The sequence below is a fragment of the Tardiphaga sp. 172_B4_N1_3 genome, from assembly GCF_052076035.1.
Taxonomy (GTDB): domain Bacteria; phylum Pseudomonadota; class Alphaproteobacteria; order Rhizobiales; family Xanthobacteraceae; genus Tardiphaga; species Tardiphaga robiniae.
The window spans coordinates 3,159,465-3,174,729 of record NZ_CP197238.1 but is presented as its reverse complement, the minus strand read 5'-3'; the positions used below and the strand labels follow the sequence as shown (position 1 = coordinate 3,174,729).

The following is a 15,265-nucleotide window of genomic DNA, read 5'->3' as shown; positions in this document are numbered from 1 at the left end:
TGATGCGATCAATAATGGCAGCCGGGAGGGGAAACATGCAGGCACAATTCATTCGCGTCGAACCGTTCTCATCCTATTTCGAGGCACGGAAGGTTCCAGTCGCGCCGGCCGTGCGCTATGGCGATCTCGTCTATGTCTCGCAATTGCCGCCCTATGATCCCGAGACCGGGGAGATCAGGCGCTTCCCGCTGGAGCGGCAGATCGAGATTGTCCTCGATCAGATGGCGCTGTGCCTTACGGCTGCGGGTTCATCGATCGGCAGGGTGATCAAGTGCAATGTCTATTGCACGGGGGCCGATCAGTTCGAAACCATCAATCGGGTTTATGCGCGTTACTTCTCTGCGGATCCGCCGGCGCGCGGCTTTTTCATCGTTGCGGGATGGCATGGCCCGTTCGACGTCGAGGTCGACTGCGTGGCAGCGGTTTAGCAAGATCGTAGGATGGGTAGAGCGTCTTCGCGAAACCCATCACCCCAAACAAGACCGTGATGGGTTTCGCTGCGCTCTACCCATCCTACGATCACTGCGCCAAAATGAACTAATCCTCGCCGTCCCGCTTGCGCAGCAGATCCTTCGCGAGATCGCCAAGCTGCGGGCGTGGGAGCGCCGTGAATGGCAATGGACGTGTCACGTCGATCGCAGCAAGCCCGAGCCTTGCGGTGAGCAGGCCATTGAGCACGCCTTCGCCGAGCCGCTGCGAGAGCTTTGCCGCGATGCCGTGGCCGAGCACCTGCTGGATCATGCTGTCGCTGGCGGCCATACCGCCGGTGATGGCGAGATGGCTGATGGCATGGCGCATCAGCGTGATCATCCCGAGAGTCCCCGGGCGGCCGCCATAGAGTTTTGCGAGCTGCCGGACCAGCCGGATCGCCGCGGCGGCGACGAACAGCACATCGACCACCGCGCGCGGGCTGACGGCGGTCACCACCGAGACGCGCTGCGCGGCGACCGAGACGAGGCGGCGGGCTTCGATGTCGAGCGGGCTCATCAATTCACGTTCGGCCACGCGAATGAGATCGGCACCGTCGATGATATCGTCGGCATGGCCCTGCAGGGCCGTGCGCGCGCGGGCGAGGCGCGGATTGGTATGTGCGAGCTTCAGCAGGTCGGCCAGCACAGCGCGGCTCTCGGCATGGTCGTCGCTGGCGATCACGGCCAGCGCGCGGGCATGCAGCTTCTCGATGGTGGCGAGCCGCATCAGGCTCAGCGCCTCGCGTGTGATGATGGCGATCAGCGCGACGCTGACCAGTGCGGCGAAGCCGAGGCCGAGAAAGCCGAGGCCGTCATTGATCGCAAACAGGTCGCGGACCAGTTGCGTGACGCCGAGACCCGTGCCGAGCAGCACGAGGCCGCCGAGCCCGGTCCAGAACAGCGTGCCCCAGCGGAAGCCTGATAGTACGGGTCGTAGCGGCTCGTCGATGACGACGGGCATCGCCATCGGATCGGCTTCGGGGGTGATGCGGATGGTGCCGCGGGCGAGGCGGCCGGCATCCTCGTCGGCGTCCATGACGGTGACGTGGGGATCGTCGAGCCGGAAGGTGGCCGGGCGGCGCGTACGGTCGGTCATTGCAGCCTGTCTCCGATCAGGAACTGGAGCGCGCGGTCGAGGCGGATGTGAGGCAGCGCCGGCTCCTCGCCGTTCTCGCGCGTGAGCAGCGGCGGGCGGAAGCGCAGGAAGCGATAGTCGGCCTTGTCGGCGGCATCTGTCGAGAGGCCCTTGAAAGAACCGCCGGCGAACAAGCCATCGAGGTCGGTCGGCAGATCGCCGGGGAAGGTCGCGACTTCGGTCTCGCCGTCGAAGGTCTCGCCATTGGCGACCTCGCCGGCGATCGGCGTTCCCAATATCGATGGCAGCTTGTCGCGGCCTCGTTGTACCAGCGCTTCCTTGGTGGCGCGCACCGCAGCGATGGCGACGACATCGACCGATGCACCGGCAAGCTCCGAGCGCGATACCGCCTTGGTCACGGTGCGCCGGAGCACATCCTCCAGCCGGTCGTGGCTGAGGTGATGCAGATGATCGGCCTTGGTCGCCGCAAACAATATACGATCGACGCGCGGCCGAAACAGCGTGCTGAGGATCGTGCTACGGCCGATACGGAAACAATCGAGAATGCCGGCGAGGGCGGCTTCGAGATCGTGCAGTGCTTCGGGTCCCGCGTTGAAGGCGGAGAGCGCATCGACGAGTACGATTTGCCGATCCAGCCTGGAGAAGTGATCGCGGAAGAAAGGGCGGACGACGACGTCCTTGTAGGCCTCATAGCGTCGCTTCATCATCGCCCACAGCGAACCATCCGGTGCACTGCCATCGCTGGCGACGTCGAGCGGCGCAAAGGTGAGCGCCGGCGAGCCCGCGAGATTGCCGGGCATCAGGAACCGGCCCGGTGGCAACAAGCTCATGGCAAAGCGTTCGTCGCGGCAGGCGCGCAGATAATCGGTGAAGAGTTTCGATGCGATCAGCGTCGCCTGCTCGTTTTCCGGTGCATTGGGATCGAGCGTGGCGAGATGCGTGTGAAACGCCGCAGCCAGCGCCCTGCGCGGTCCTTGCCGCGACAGCGCGAGGCTCTCCGCGGACCATTCCTCATAGCTCTTGCCCAGCAGCGGCAGGTCGAGGAGCCATTCGCCGGGATAATCGACGATGTCGAGCGTGAGCTTGCGGTCAGCGCCGCTCGTGCGCTGATAGTCGATGACCAGCCGCAGCTCGCTGATATCGGTGGTGGAGTTCGGCCAGCGGCGGTCGTCGATCAGCGTGCGCAGATGCTCTTCATAGGCGAACCGGGGAACGGCATCGTCGGGCTGCGGCGCGAGACGCGCCTTGGCGATGCGTCCGGTGGCGAGCGACTCGAAGACGGGAAAGCGTCCGCCGCGCGTCAGGCCATGCACCAGCGCGGTAATGAAGACCGTCTTGCCGGCGCGCGACAGGCCTGTGACCCCAAGCCGCACCGTGGGATTGAACAGGCCATCGCCATAATCGAGCAATGCGCGCGCGGACAGCCGTGCTTCTTCGACGAGTTCGGACAGGCTGGGCATCGTGCGGGAAAGCTCATCATGGTGAATGGTGCGCGGGTGTTGGTCTGCCTCTAAAAATGGCGATTGTCTGACTGAAATCAAGTTCGTCACGAAAGCGTCGTTACTTCGTCGTTTGGCTTTCGTTGACGATCTCCAGCCTATGATCTATCGCTGATTTCAGGGGAAGTCACAGGCGGGCTTACGGGGCAAGCTCACCGCATCGCACCGGCCGGGTTGACGCCACCATGACCGTTTTCCGATTCAAAGAACTGACCAGTAATTCCGCTCACATGGTGGCCGGCGCGATCCGCTGGAATTACGACCGTGCCGAACTGATCGCCGACGGCATCGTTCACGGTCTCGGCGTGTTCTCCGGCCTGATCGCCGCCACTGTCCTCATCGTGCTCGCTGCCGTTTTCGCCACCGCCTATGAAGTGGTGACCGTCTCGGTCTATTCCGTGGGCCTGCTGGCCATGTTGGTGCTGTCGGCCATCTATAATATGTGGCCGGTGTCGCCGCGAAAATGGTTCCTGCGCCGCTTCGATCATTCCGCGATCTATCTTCTGATTGCCGCCACCTACACGCCGTTCTTCGCGCAGATCGCCAACACGCGGCTCGCGATCTCGCTGCTCGCCGGCGTGTGGAGCGTCGCCATCGCCGGCATCGTCATCAAGCTGGTTTATCCCGGCCGTTTCGATCGCCTCGCGGTCGTGCTCTATCTCGCCATGGGCTGGAGCGGCCTGATGGCCTATGACGCAGTATTCACACCGCTGCCGCCGCTCACCATGTGGTTCGTCGCTGCCGGCGGCACGCTGTATACGCTGGGCGTCGTATTCCACGCCTGGCAGCGGCTGCGTTTCCAGAACGCGATCTGGCACGCATTTGTCCTGCTCGGCGCCGCATGCCACTATACGGCCGTGCTCGACATGGTGCTGAGCACCTAGAGCATGATCCCGAAAAGTGGGTACCGGTTTTCGGATCAGATCATGCTCTAATAAGAAACAAAAACAAACAAAAAGGGAGTGCGGCATGCGGGTAGACGGCAAGGTCGTCGTCGTGACCGGTGGCGCCAATGGCATTGGCCAGGCGCTATGCGAGACATTTCATCAAGCGGGTGCAGCGAAAGTCGTCGTCGTGGATCTCGACGGTGAGCGCGCGACAGCCGTTGCAGAGTCCATCGGCGGCGCCGCATTCCGATGCGATGTCGGCAAGGAAAAAGACATTCAGCATGTGATCGAACTGACTGAACGGCATTACGGGCCGATCGCTTTGTTCTGTTCCAATGCCGGCATCGGCGGCGGTTTCGATCCCATGAGTCCGAATGCCGGTGGCACGTCGGATGAACCATGGGCGAAGAGCTGGGCGATTCATGTGATGGCGCATGTCTATGCTGCCAGGCATCTGATCCCGCTCTACAAGGCGCGCGGCGGCGGCTACTTCCTCAATACGATCTCGGCCGCGGGGCTCCTCTCGCAAGTCGGCAGCCCGGCCTATTCGACCACCAAACATGCCGCGGTTGGCTTCGCCGAAAATCTCGCGATCTCGCACCGGGCAGATAACATCAAGGTCTCGATCCTGTGTCCGCAGGGTGTCGACACCAACATGCTGAAGAACATCCCGAAGGGCCCGCAATCCAATGACGGCAACCTGTCGCCGGAGCAGGTCGCGCAGGATGCGCTCGCCGGCATCGAGGCGGAGACGTTCCTGATCCTGCCGCACAAGCAGGTCATCGACTACATGCGCAAGAAGACTGAGAACTACGACCGCTGGATCGGCGGCATGGCCAAGATCCAGGCGAAGATGCGGGAGACGTTTGGGAAGTAGGGGAAGCGTAGTTGGAGTAGCCCCAGCGAGCACCGGCTCTTATCCCTCCCCCTTGCGGGGAGGGTGGCCGCGCGAAGCGCGGTCGGGTGGGGGTCCACAAACTCCGACCGAGCCTGGGGCACCCCCACCCCGGCCTATCGGCCGACCCTCCCCGCAAGGGGGAGGGAGACCACGGGCGTCTGCGCATTACAGGTTCAGTTACTGAAGAAACTACTCCGCAGCTTCCAGCTTCGGCGGGCGCGGCCAGATCACCGGGACCGGCGGATCATAGGCCTGAATCGGCGGCAGGTTGCCGGTGAACTTCTCGACATTCACCACCGTGAGCTGACCCGTGCAGCCCTGCGCGAGGCGCGAGGTGCCGGTGTCCCTTGTGAGCACATTCGGATTGCCGTGCACGCAGAGCGGCTTTTCCTCGTTCGGATCCTCGGGATCGTAATAGGCGCCGGTCGGAAGCTGCACAACGCCGGCCATGACGTCTTCGGTGACCACCACCGAGGCGAGACACGAGCCGCGCTGATTGAACAGCTTGATGATGTCGCCGTCCTTGATGCCACGCGCATCGGCGTCGACCGGATGCATGCGCGCGACCTCGCGGCCGCGGCGCTTCTCGGCTGAACTATGCCCACCGAAATCGAGCTGGCTGTGCAGCCGCGACGCCGGCTGATTGGCGACAAGCTGCAGCGGATTGGTCGCATCGACCACGTCCTCCGGCGTGAGCCAGACGGGATGGCCGGGGCAGTCATCGTAACCGAAGCTCGCGATGGTGTCGGAAGTGATCTCGATCTTGCCGCTGGTGGTCGGCAGCGGCGTACCCTCGGGATCCTCGCGGAAGGCGCGCAGCGTGCCGCCGTCCAGCGGCAGTTGCGGCAGCATCACTTCGCCGGCCGCCCAGAAGGCATCGAAGTCCGGTGCGTCGAGGCCCTTAGCTTTGAGGCCGTCGTAAGTCGGCTGATACAGATGCTTCAGCCATTCACGCGGCGTGCGGCCTTCGGTGAAGGCGTCGGCAGCGCCGAGGCGTTCGGACAAGCCGGTGAAGATCGCATAGTCGTCGCGCGCGTCGCCAAACGGCTCGGCCATCTGATGCATCGCCACCATCATCGGATCGGTCTGCGAGCTGCCGATGTCCTCGCGCTCCAGGCTCATGGTGCAGGGGAGCACGAAGTCCGCATGGCGCGCCGATGCGGTCCAGGCAAGGTCATGCACCACCAGCGTGTCGACACGCGCGAAGGCCTTGCGCAGGCGGTTGAGATCCTGATGGTGATGGAACGGATTGCCGCCGGCCCAATAGACCAGCTTGATATCCGGATAGGTCATGTGCGCGCCGTTATATTCGAACGGTGCGCCGGGATTGAGCAGCATGTCGCTGACGCGTGCCACCGGAATGAATTCGCTGACGCCGTTCTTGCCCTGCGGCAGGCCGGCGATCGGCACGGCATTCTGGCGGCGTCCGTAATTGGCGATGGCGCCGAGCGCATAGCCGAAGCCGCCGCCGGGCAGGCCCGATTGTCCGAACATCGCTGACAGCACCGAGGCCATCCACACCGGTTGTTCGCCATGCTTCGCGCGCTGCAGCGAATGCGCGACCACGAACAGCGCGCGCTTGCCGGGCAGGCGCCGCGCCAGCGTGAGGATGGCGTCGGCGGTGAGACCAGTGATCGTAGCGGCCCATGCCGCATCCTTCGGTTGGCCGTCGCTGCGGCCCATCAGATAGTCTTCGAAAGTATCCCAGCCGTGCGTATGGCTGGTGAGGAACGCGCGATCATGCGTGCCGTCCATCACGGCGGTGTGCGCGATGCCGAGCATCAGTGCCACATCGGTGCCGGGACGCGCGGCGACCCAGTCCTGGTTCACTTCATCCGGCAGATCGCTCTTCAGCGGCGAGATCAGCACGAGTTCGCCGCCGCGCTTGCTCAGCGCGATCATGTCGCGATGTTCGGTGTGCTTGCTAATGCCGCCGCCGGCGACGCGCGAGTTCTTGGTGTTCATGCCGCCGAAGGCGAGAATGATATCCGTGTGCTCGACGATCTCATCCCAACCGATATTGCGGCGGGTCATGTCTTCGTAGTTGCCGAGGATGTGCGGAATGAGAACCGTCGATGCGCCGGCCGAGTAGCTGTTGACCGAGCGCACATAGCCGCCGAGCGCGACATTCAGAAAACGATGGATCTGACTCTGCGCATGATGGAAGCGCCCGGCGCTCGACCAGCCATAGGAGCCGCCATAGATCGCCTTGGCACTGTGGGTGTCCTTGACGCGCTTCAGCTCACCGGCGAGCAGGTCGAGCACCTCGTCCCATTCCATCTCGACGAATGCGTCGCGGCCGCGACGGTCATCCGGGCCGGGGCCATTTTCGAGCCAGCCACGACGCACCATCGGCTTGGCAATGCGCGCCTTGTGGCGGAGCGCCTCGGGGAAATTCTGGATGATCGGATTCGGATCGGGATCGATCGGATGCGGCGTGATGACCAGCTTGCCGTCGACCCACTGTCCGGAAAAGGCACCCCAGTGGGAGCTGTGCGATCTCTTGGCGTTGTCGTTCGGCTGCTTGGTCATGCCGGCCCTTCCGTTATGATCCCGTCATATCAATGCTTCTGTCCATAAAGCACGGGAACGGCCGAGTCGACGATGACTTCGACAAGGCTGACGCCCGGATGTTGCAGACTGGCAGTAAATGCACCCGTAAGTTCCGATGATTTGCTGATGCGCACCGCATGCGCGCCCATGCCTTCCGCCAATTTGACGAAATCCAGACCGGGCAGATCCAGCCCGGGAACATTGCGCACCTGCATCACCTGGCTGAAGGAACGCATCGCGCCGTAGCCGGAATTGTTGATAACCACTATGGTTAAAGGCAATTTGCGCTGCGCGGCGGTCCACAGCGCCTGGATCGAATACATCGCCGAGCCATCGCCGATCAGGCACACCGTGCGACGATCCGGATAGCCTAGTGCCATGCCGACAGAGGCGGGGAGGGAGTGGCCGAGGCCGCCCGACGACATGGTGTAGAAACTATTGGCGCCGCGCATCGGAAGATACTTCTGCATCGCCGGGCGATGCGAGGGTGCCTCTTCCACCAGCATCGCATCTGCAGGCATGGCCCGCGACAGCGTGTGCAGCAGAAAATCTATCGGGATCGGGTCAGCACCCGCGGGCGGCGGCGGCAGGATGCGGCCCTTGGCGATGTTTCGTTGTGTATCTGGTAGCAGATCGAGCAGCAGCTTGAGGGCCGGCTTCATGGTCGCGATGATGCTGGTGCCGATCGGTGCCACGGCCGCCGAGTCCGCATCATCCGTGATCTGGAAGATCGTGGTGTCGCCATCGAAGATTGCGGCATGACCTTCGACGTGGAAGGTGAATACCGGCGCGCCGATCACGACGACCAGATCGTGTTCGCGTAGCGCGTCGGAGAGCTGTGCCGGCGAGGCATGCAGGAAGCCGCAAAATTGCGGATGGCGTTCCGGGAAACTGCAGCGCGCCGAAAACGGACTGACCCAGACGGCGGCCTTCGTTTTCTCAGCAACGCTGACCATGAGGTCGACGGCGTTTGCGCGATCGATACCGGGGCCGACGATGAGCGCCGGGTTCTTGCTTGTGCCGAGTGCGGCGACGAGTTCCTGCATCGCCTTGGGATCTGGCCCGAGCTCGCGGCTCACATAACGTGCTTCAAGAGGTTGGGCCTGATGCGTCCAATCGTCGATCGGCACCGACACGAAAGTCGGTCCGCAAGGCGGCTGCATCGCCACATAATAGGCGCGCGCGATCGCGGCGGGCACGTCCTCGGCACGTGCGGGCTCGACGCTGTATTTCACATAGGGCCGCGGAAATTCCGAGGCGCGCTCGGCATAGAGAAACGCCTGCAGCGGCAAAATACTGCGCGCCTGCTGGCCCGCGGTGATGACCATCGGTGTCTGATTGCGATGCGCGGTGTAGATATTGCCCAGCGCATGGCCGACACCGGCGGCGGAATGCAGATTGACGAAAGCGGCATTGCGCGTCGCCTGCGCATAGCCATCGGCCATGCCGATCACGGAAGCTTCCTGCAGGCCGAGCACATAATCGATATCGTCCGGCCAGTCTGACAGAAACGGCAGTTCGGTGGAGCCGGGATTGCCGAAGACTTTGGTGATGCCGAAGCCGCGCAGCAGATTGAGCGTGGCGTCCTTGACGGTCACGGGACTACGGGCGGCGGTTTTGTTGCTGTCGCGGGCCAAGGTCGTTTCCTCACGGGATCGGGCAGTTGTCTGCCGTGTGGTGTTGACTCATCAACAGCAGGAGGGGGCGGGGAGTCAATCGGGGAGGAGGGTGAAACCGCGCCGACCGAGCGGCGCGCGCTGTCGCTCCCTCTCCCCGCTCTTGCGTGGGGAGAGGGGTGGGGTGAGGGGCGGGGCACATAGCCCGCGAAAGGCGGGGGAGATTGCGGATCGAAAAGTCGAGATCCGATAGGTGAGGCCACTGGGTCTCTATAGCGTGCGGCCCCTCACCCGCCGCGAAGTCGCGGCGACCTCTCCCCGCAATGCGGGGAGAGGTTAGGTCGGAGTGTCGCTGCGATTACCAGCTCGCCGTCGCCTTCATGGTCGGCGCGCCCTGATGGTTCGCCGTCCAGACCTCGAGACCGTCCGCCGTCTCGTTCGCATTCACCGAAAAATCCGCGCCGTCAAACAGCGGTGACACGCCGCGATAGCTGAATTTCGCCGGCGCCTTGCCGCCCTTGAGCTTGGCGGCGAATTCCACCAGCAGCGCCGCCTGCAGCGGCCCATGAAACACGAGGCCGGGATAGAACTCGACCTTGGTGACATAGTCGCGGTCGTAATGGATGCGGTGACCGTTGAATGTCAGCGCCGAATAGCGAAACAGCAGCACAGGATCGGCGTAATGCGTCTCCTGATGCTTGGCCGCGGGCACGTCCTTCGGGGCAGGCGCCGGCGGCGCCATGCTGGTCGGCATGTCCCTGTAGACGATGTCCTGCCGCTCGCGGATGGCGAGGCCGCGCTTGGTGGTGATCAGGTGCTCGACATTGACGAAGCACAGCGCGCCGGTGGAGCCGGTCTTGAGATTGACGTCGAGGATTTTTGACGTGCGCGTGACCTCGTCGCCCACAAGCAATGGCTCGATGAACTGCACTTCGCCGCCCGCCCACATGCGGCGTGGCAGCGGCACCGGCGGCAGGAAGCTGCCGCGCGCGGGGTGACCATCGGGGCCGAGCTTGTCCATTGCCGCCACCGGCTGCGCCAGGCACCACTGTGTGGTGAACGGCGCGGCGTCGCCGGGCTTCGGCGTGCCGATGTCGAGAAACAATGTCGCGCGCAGGCCCTTCACGAGCTGCGCAGTCACGACGTCGGAGGCATCGTCGGTGCGACCGATCCACTGTTTGAGATGATCGATGTCGAGCTTGTCGGTCATGATGACCTCCGTCTGATCTTGAAGATTATTTCTGCACTTCGCCGATGCTGGGCACGGCGCCATAGCTGCGCGGTGCATCGACCCAGATCGCGGCCGGCGCCGGATAGGACACTTCGCCATTCGGTGTGTTCACCGTGATGCGGCGCAGATGCGGATGATTGATGAGATCCGCCATGGTGTTCACTTCCGCAAACGCGATGTCGGCATCCGTTAGCCGCTTCAGCAGTTCGTCGCGGCTGAGCGATCCGAAGATGTCGCTGACGGTCTGGTCGGTAAAGGCGCGGTTGCGTACGCGCTCGACGCCGTTGACCAGGCGTGAATCGCTCGCCAGCGCGGCATCGCCGAGCACCTTGGCGCAGAGGATCTTCCATTCGCGCTCGCTCTGGATCGAGATCAGGATGTCCTTGCCGTCCTTGGAGCGAAACACGCCATAGGGCGCGATCGAGGGATGCGCGAGGCCCATGCGCTTCGGCTCGTTGCCAGCCTCGGCATTGAGCAGCGGCACGGTGAGCCAGTCGGCCATTACGTCGAACATGGAGATGCGGATATCGGCGCCTTCGCCCGACACCAAGCGACCGATCAGCGCTTCCAGGATCGCCGCATGAGCGGCCGCGCCGGTGGCGACGTCGACGATGGACACGCCGACGCGCGACGGCCCTTCGGGACCGCCGGTGATCGACGCCAATCCGCTCTCCGCCTGGATCAGCAGGTCATAGGCCTTGCGATGGGCATAGGGGCCGGTGTCGCCATAGCCGGTGATGGTGCAGCAGATCAGCCGCGGATAATCCTTGCGCAGCCGTTCGCGGGTGAAGCCGAGCTTGTCCATCGAGCCGGGCTTGAGATTCTGGATCAGCACGTCGGCGGTGGCGATCAGCTCTTCCATGGCCTTGCGGCCGTCCGCCGTGGCGAGATCAACGACGACGGAATCCTTACCGCGGTTGAGCCAGACGAAGTAGCTGCTCTGGCCCTTCGCCGCGGCGTCATAGCCACGGGCAAAGTCGCCTTCGGGGCGCTCGATCTTGATGACATGCGCGCCGGCGTCCGCGAGCCGCGAACTGCAGAATGGTGCGGCCACCGCCTGTTCAACGGCGATGACGGTCAGTCCCTTGAGCGGCAGCATATGTCTATCTCAATACGAGCGCGGCATGCCGAGCACGTGCTCGGCCACGAAGGACAGGATCAAGTTGGTCGAGATCGGCGCCACCTGATACAGACGGGTCTCGCGGAATTTGCGCTCGACGTCGTATTCCTCGGCAAATCCAAAACCGCCATGAGTCTGGATACAGGCATTGGCCGCTTCGAAGGACGCATCGGCGGCGAGCATCTTGGCCATGTTAGCCTCGGCGCCGCATTCCATGCCGGCTTCGTATTTGCGCAGCGCTTCCTTCACCATCAGCTCGGCCGCGCGCATATTCGCATAGGCCTTGGCGATGGGGAACTGAATGCCCTGGTTCTGGCCGATCGGGCGGCCGAACACCTGACGCTCCTTGGCATAGGCCGACGCCTTGGCGATGAACCACTTGGCATCGCCAACGCATTCGCTGGCGATCAGGATACGCTCGGCATTCATGCCGGAGAGGATGTAGCGGAAGCCCTTGCCCTCTTCGCCGATCAGGTTTTCCGCCGGCACCTTCATGTCGGTGAAGAACACTTCGGTGGTGGCGTGGTTCATCATGGTGCGGATCGGGCGGATCTCGAGGCCGTTCTTTTTGGCCTCTTTCATGTCCACCAGAAACACCGACAGGCCGTCGGTGCGCTTCGCCGCCTGTTCCTTCGGCGTGGTGCGCGCGAGCAGCACCATCAGGTCGGAATATTCGGCGCGGCTGGTCCAGATCTTCTGGCCGTTGACGATGTAGTCGCCGTTGTCGTCCTTCTTCGCCACCGTCTTCAGCGAGGATGTGTCCGTGCCCGAGGTCGGCTCGGTGACGCCGAAGGCCTGCAGGCGAACTTCGCCACTGGCGATCTTCGGCAGCCACTTGGCCTTCTGCTCGTCATTGCCATGACGCAGCACCGTGCCCATCGTATACATCTGCGCGTGGCAGCCGCCGCCATTGCAACCGGCGCGCTGGATCTCTTCCAGGATCGCCGCTGCTGCGGAGAGCTTGAGGCCGGAGCCGCCATATTCCTCGGGGATCAGAACCGACAGGTAGCCGGCTTCCGTCAGTGCATCGACGAAAGCCTTCGGATAGGCCATTTCGCGGTCGAGCTTGCGCCAGTATTCACCGGGGAACTGTGCACACAGTTTGGCAACGGCATCGCGGATATCGTGGAATTCGTCCTGTTCCGCGGGATGGTGTTTCGTCAAGGAATTGAGCTTCTCTTCTTGAGGGGAAAATTATGAATCCTGACCGGCATTACGAAATCCTCCGGTCTTACGTAATTTTAACCGGGAGGGTCTCGTAGCCTTTAACGAAGCTCGAATACACGCGCTTGGGTTCCCCCACAACTTCGATGTTCTCGAACCGTTTCAGTATCTCCTCCCAAACGATCCTCAATTGCAACTCCGCCAGGCGCATGCCCACGCAGCGGTGTATGCCAAAACCGAATGACAGGTGAATCTTCGGCCTAGCGCGGTCGATGATGAACTCGTTCGGCCGCTCGATCACCTCCTCGTCGCGGTTGCCCGAGACGTACCACATCACCACCCGGTCGCCCTTCTTGATGGTCTTGCCGCCGAGTTCAGTATCCTGCATGGCGGTACGGCGCATATGCGCGAGCGGCGTCTGCCAGCGGATCACTTCCGGGACCATGGTCTCGATAAGCGACGGATTGTCGCGCAACTTCTGATACTGGTCGGGGTTCTCGTTCAGCGCCAGCACCGAGCCCGTCATGGTGTTGCGGGTGGTATCGTTGCCGCCGACGATGAGCAGGATGATATTGCCCATCAACGTGTCGGCATCCATGAAGCGCGTGGCGTCGCTATGCGCCATCATGGAAATCAGGTCATTCCGCGGGTCGGAATTCACGCGCTCGTTCCAGAGCTTCTGGAAATAGGCGGCGCATTCGTCCATCTCGCGGCGGCGCTCTTCCTCGGACGAGACGATTCCGCTCTTGGGTAGCGCGGTGGACACGTCCGACCAGCGCGTCAGCTTGCGACGCTCTTCCCACGGGAAGTCGAACAGGGTCGCCAGCATCTGCGTGGTGAGTTCGACCGAGACGCGTTCGACCCAGTCGAAGGTCTCGCCGCGCGGCAATCCGTCGAGCACCTTGCACACGCGCCCACGGATCAGCACCGCCATCTCGTCGAGATGTGTTGGCGTGAACATCGGCGTCACGGTCTTGCGCTGCGCGCTGTGTTTCGGCTCATCCATGGCGATGAAGCTCGGCCAGTCATAGCCTTCCGGCACGTCGCGGATCGCGATGCCGCCATGCTTCACGTCGGACGAGAAGATGCCGTGATTTGTGTCGACATGCATGATGTCGTGATACTTGGTCACCGACCAATAGGGCTCGATCGGTGCATTGGTGCAGTAATGCACCGGCTCTTCCTTGCGCAGCCGTTCGAAGAACGGCCACAGCGTATCGGTCGCGAACAATTTCGGCGCGCCGGGATGGAAGTCCTTCAGCGGTGTCGAATAGGCGATCTCGCGCGCGACGCGCTGGATCTCGGCTTTGTCAGGATTGATCCTGGCTTGGATATTCATGGCGTCTGCTCTCCAAAAAATCGATCCTGAGCTGTTGCGGTCGCTGGTTCAGCCAGCGATCCGCACAGGCAGTGTCTCGTAGCCCTTCACGAAGCTCGAAAAGACGCGGCGCGGCTCGCCGACGACTTCGATCCTGTCGAAGCGCTTGATGATCTCTTCCCACACAATCTTCAATTGAAGTTCGGCAAGTCTGAGGCCGACGCAGCGGTGGATGCCGAAGCCGAATGACAGATGGCGGTTTGGGCGCACACGGTCGATGATGAATTCGTTGGGGTTTTCGATGACCTCGTCATCGCGATTACCCGAGACGTACCACATTACGACCTTGTCACCCTTCCTGATCTGCTTGCCGCCGAGCTCGGTGTCCTGCACCGCCGTGCGCCGCATATGTGCCAGCGGCGTCTGCCAGCGGATGATCTCCGGCACCATGCTCTCGATCAGCGCCGGGTTGGCGCGCAGCTTGTCATATTCGCCGGGGAATTGATTGAGTGCGTAGACGCCGCCGGACATCGAATTGCGCGTGGTGTCGTTGCCGCCGACGATCAGCAGAATGATGTTGCCGAGAAAACTCTCCGGATCGAGATGCCGCGTGGCCTCGCTATGCGCCATCATCGATATCAGGTCGCTCTTCGGCGGCGCATTGAGTCGCTCCTGAAACAACCGCCCGAAATACTCGCCGCATTCGCGCAGTTCTCTCTGCCGCTCCAGCTCGGCCTCGGGCGTGGGTGGCAACATTGTGGCGACATCCGACCAGTGGGTGAGCTTGCGGCGCTCCTCCCAGGGAAAGTCGAACAGGGTTGCCAGCATCTGTGTGGTCAATTCGATCGACACGCGATCGACCCAGTCGAAGGTCTCGTTGCGGGGCAGGGAGTCCAGCACCTCGGCAGTGCGGCTGCGGATCAGGCTGGAGAGCTCGTCCATGTGGTGAGGCGCAAACATCGGCGCCACGGTCTTGCGCTGGGCGCTGTGATGCGGCGGATCTGTCGCAATGAACATCGGCCGGCGAAACTGCACACCGGCATCGCGGATGGTGATGCCGCCGAATGCCGCGGCGGAGGAGTAGGTGGCGTGATTAGTCTCGACCTGCATGATGTCGTTGTATTTGGTCACCGACCAATACGGTCCGAACATGCTGTCCTTGCAGTAGTGGACGGGATCCTCGCGGCGCAGCCGTTCGAAATAGGGCCAGAATGTATCGGTGCGGAACAGTTCGGGGTTGCCGGGATCGAACTCATCGAGCGGCATCCCGTAAGCTTGGGCGTGAGCGGCGGCTTGGGCGGATTCGTTGCTGTCGGAATCCTGGACGCGATCGAGCATCGGTTCTCTCCCCTGGCATGCCTTCCGTGGTTGGTCCCGGAGGGCTTATTTGGATGAATTACAACCCGTTGCGGG

Annotated in this window: 12 protein-coding genes; 3 read left to right on the top strand and 9 right to left on the bottom strand. The window is 62.8% G+C overall.

Translation table 11 applies throughout. The features are described 5' to 3' along the window. The first annotated feature begins 35 nt into the window (after positions 1-35). On the top strand, positions 36-428 hold the full coding sequence (locus tag AB7783_RS15015; protein ID WP_441278074.1) for a RidA family protein: 393 nt from the start codon (positions 36-38) through the stop codon (positions 426-428). A 109-nt stretch (positions 429-537) separates the two neighbouring features. On the opposite strand, the gene AB7783_RS15010 is transcribed toward AB7783_RS15015, so the two are convergent. Continuing rightward, on the bottom strand, positions 538-1,566 hold the full coding sequence (locus AB7783_RS15010; protein ID WP_441278073.1) for a YcjF family protein: 1,029 nt from the start codon (positions 1,564-1,566) through the stop codon (positions 538-540). Next, on the bottom strand, positions 1,563-3,026 hold the full coding sequence (locus tag AB7783_RS15005) for a YcjX family protein (protein WP_441278072.1): 1,464 nt from the start codon (positions 3,024-3,026) through the stop codon (positions 1,563-1,565). The genes AB7783_RS15010 and AB7783_RS15005 overlap by 4 nt, the downstream gene beginning before the upstream one ends. A 224-nt stretch (positions 3,027-3,250) precedes the next feature. Here AB7783_RS15005 and trhA point away from each other — a divergent pair, with 224 nt between their 5' ends. Further along, positions 3,251-3,949 (top strand): PAQR family membrane homeostasis protein TrhA, encoded by a 699-nt coding sequence (gene trhA / locus AB7783_RS15000; protein WP_441278071.1) that lies wholly within the window; start codon positions 3,251-3,253, stop codon positions 3,947-3,949. 85 nt (positions 3,950-4,034) lie between these two features. Next, positions 4,035-4,829: an SDR family oxidoreductase gene (locus tag AB7783_RS14995; protein ID WP_441278070.1), complete on the top strand. Its 795-nt coding sequence runs from the start codon at positions 4,035-4,037 to the stop codon at positions 4,827-4,829. Between the two features lie 210 nt (positions 4,830-5,039). Here the strand turns inward: AB7783_RS14995 and AB7783_RS14990 are convergent, their stop codons facing one another. The 7 genes from AB7783_RS14990 to AB7783_RS14960 form a co-directional block, all read right to left on the bottom strand. Further along, the gene (locus tag AB7783_RS14990; protein WP_441278069.1) at positions 5,040-7,382 is read right to left on the bottom strand and encodes a molybdopterin guanine dinucleotide-containing S/N-oxide reductase; all 2,343 of its coding nucleotides are present in this window, start codon (positions 7,380-7,382) and stop codon (positions 5,040-5,042) included. Positions 7,383-7,411: 29 nt separating this feature from the next. Next, on the bottom strand, positions 7,412-9,040 hold the full coding sequence (gene mdlC, locus AB7783_RS14985) for a benzoylformate decarboxylase (RefSeq protein ID WP_441278068.1): 1,629 nt from the start codon (positions 9,038-9,040) through the stop codon (positions 7,412-7,414). Between the two features lie 337 nt (positions 9,041-9,377). Continuing rightward, positions 9,378-10,229 carry an FAS1-like dehydratase domain-containing protein gene (locus AB7783_RS14980; RefSeq protein ID WP_441278067.1) on the bottom strand — a complete coding sequence of 284 codons (852 nt, stop codon included), beginning with the start codon at positions 10,227-10,229 and terminating at the stop codon, positions 9,378-9,380. A gap of 25 nt (positions 10,230-10,254) precedes the next feature. Continuing rightward, the gene (locus AB7783_RS14975) at positions 10,255-11,349 is read right to left on the bottom strand and encodes a CaiB/BaiF CoA transferase family protein (RefSeq protein ID WP_441278066.1); all 1,095 of its coding nucleotides are present in this window, start codon (positions 11,347-11,349) and stop codon (positions 10,255-10,257) included. A 9-nt stretch (positions 11,350-11,358) separates the two neighbouring features. Beyond that, the gene (locus AB7783_RS14970; RefSeq protein ID WP_089265293.1) at positions 11,359-12,534 is read right to left on the bottom strand and encodes an acyl-CoA dehydrogenase family protein; all 1,176 of its coding nucleotides are present in this window, start codon (positions 12,532-12,534) and stop codon (positions 11,359-11,361) included. 67 nt (positions 12,535-12,601) lie between these two features. Next, positions 12,602-13,873: a cytochrome P450 gene (locus AB7783_RS14965; RefSeq protein WP_441278065.1), complete on the bottom strand. Its 1,272-nt coding sequence runs from the start codon at positions 13,871-13,873 to the stop codon at positions 12,602-12,604. Between the two features lie 48 nt (positions 13,874-13,921). Continuing rightward, positions 13,922-15,118 (bottom strand): cytochrome P450, encoded by a 1,197-nt coding sequence (locus AB7783_RS14960; RefSeq protein ID WP_309948669.1) that lies wholly within the window; start codon positions 15,116-15,118, stop codon positions 13,922-13,924. Between the last annotated feature and the right edge of the window lie 147 nt (positions 15,119-15,265).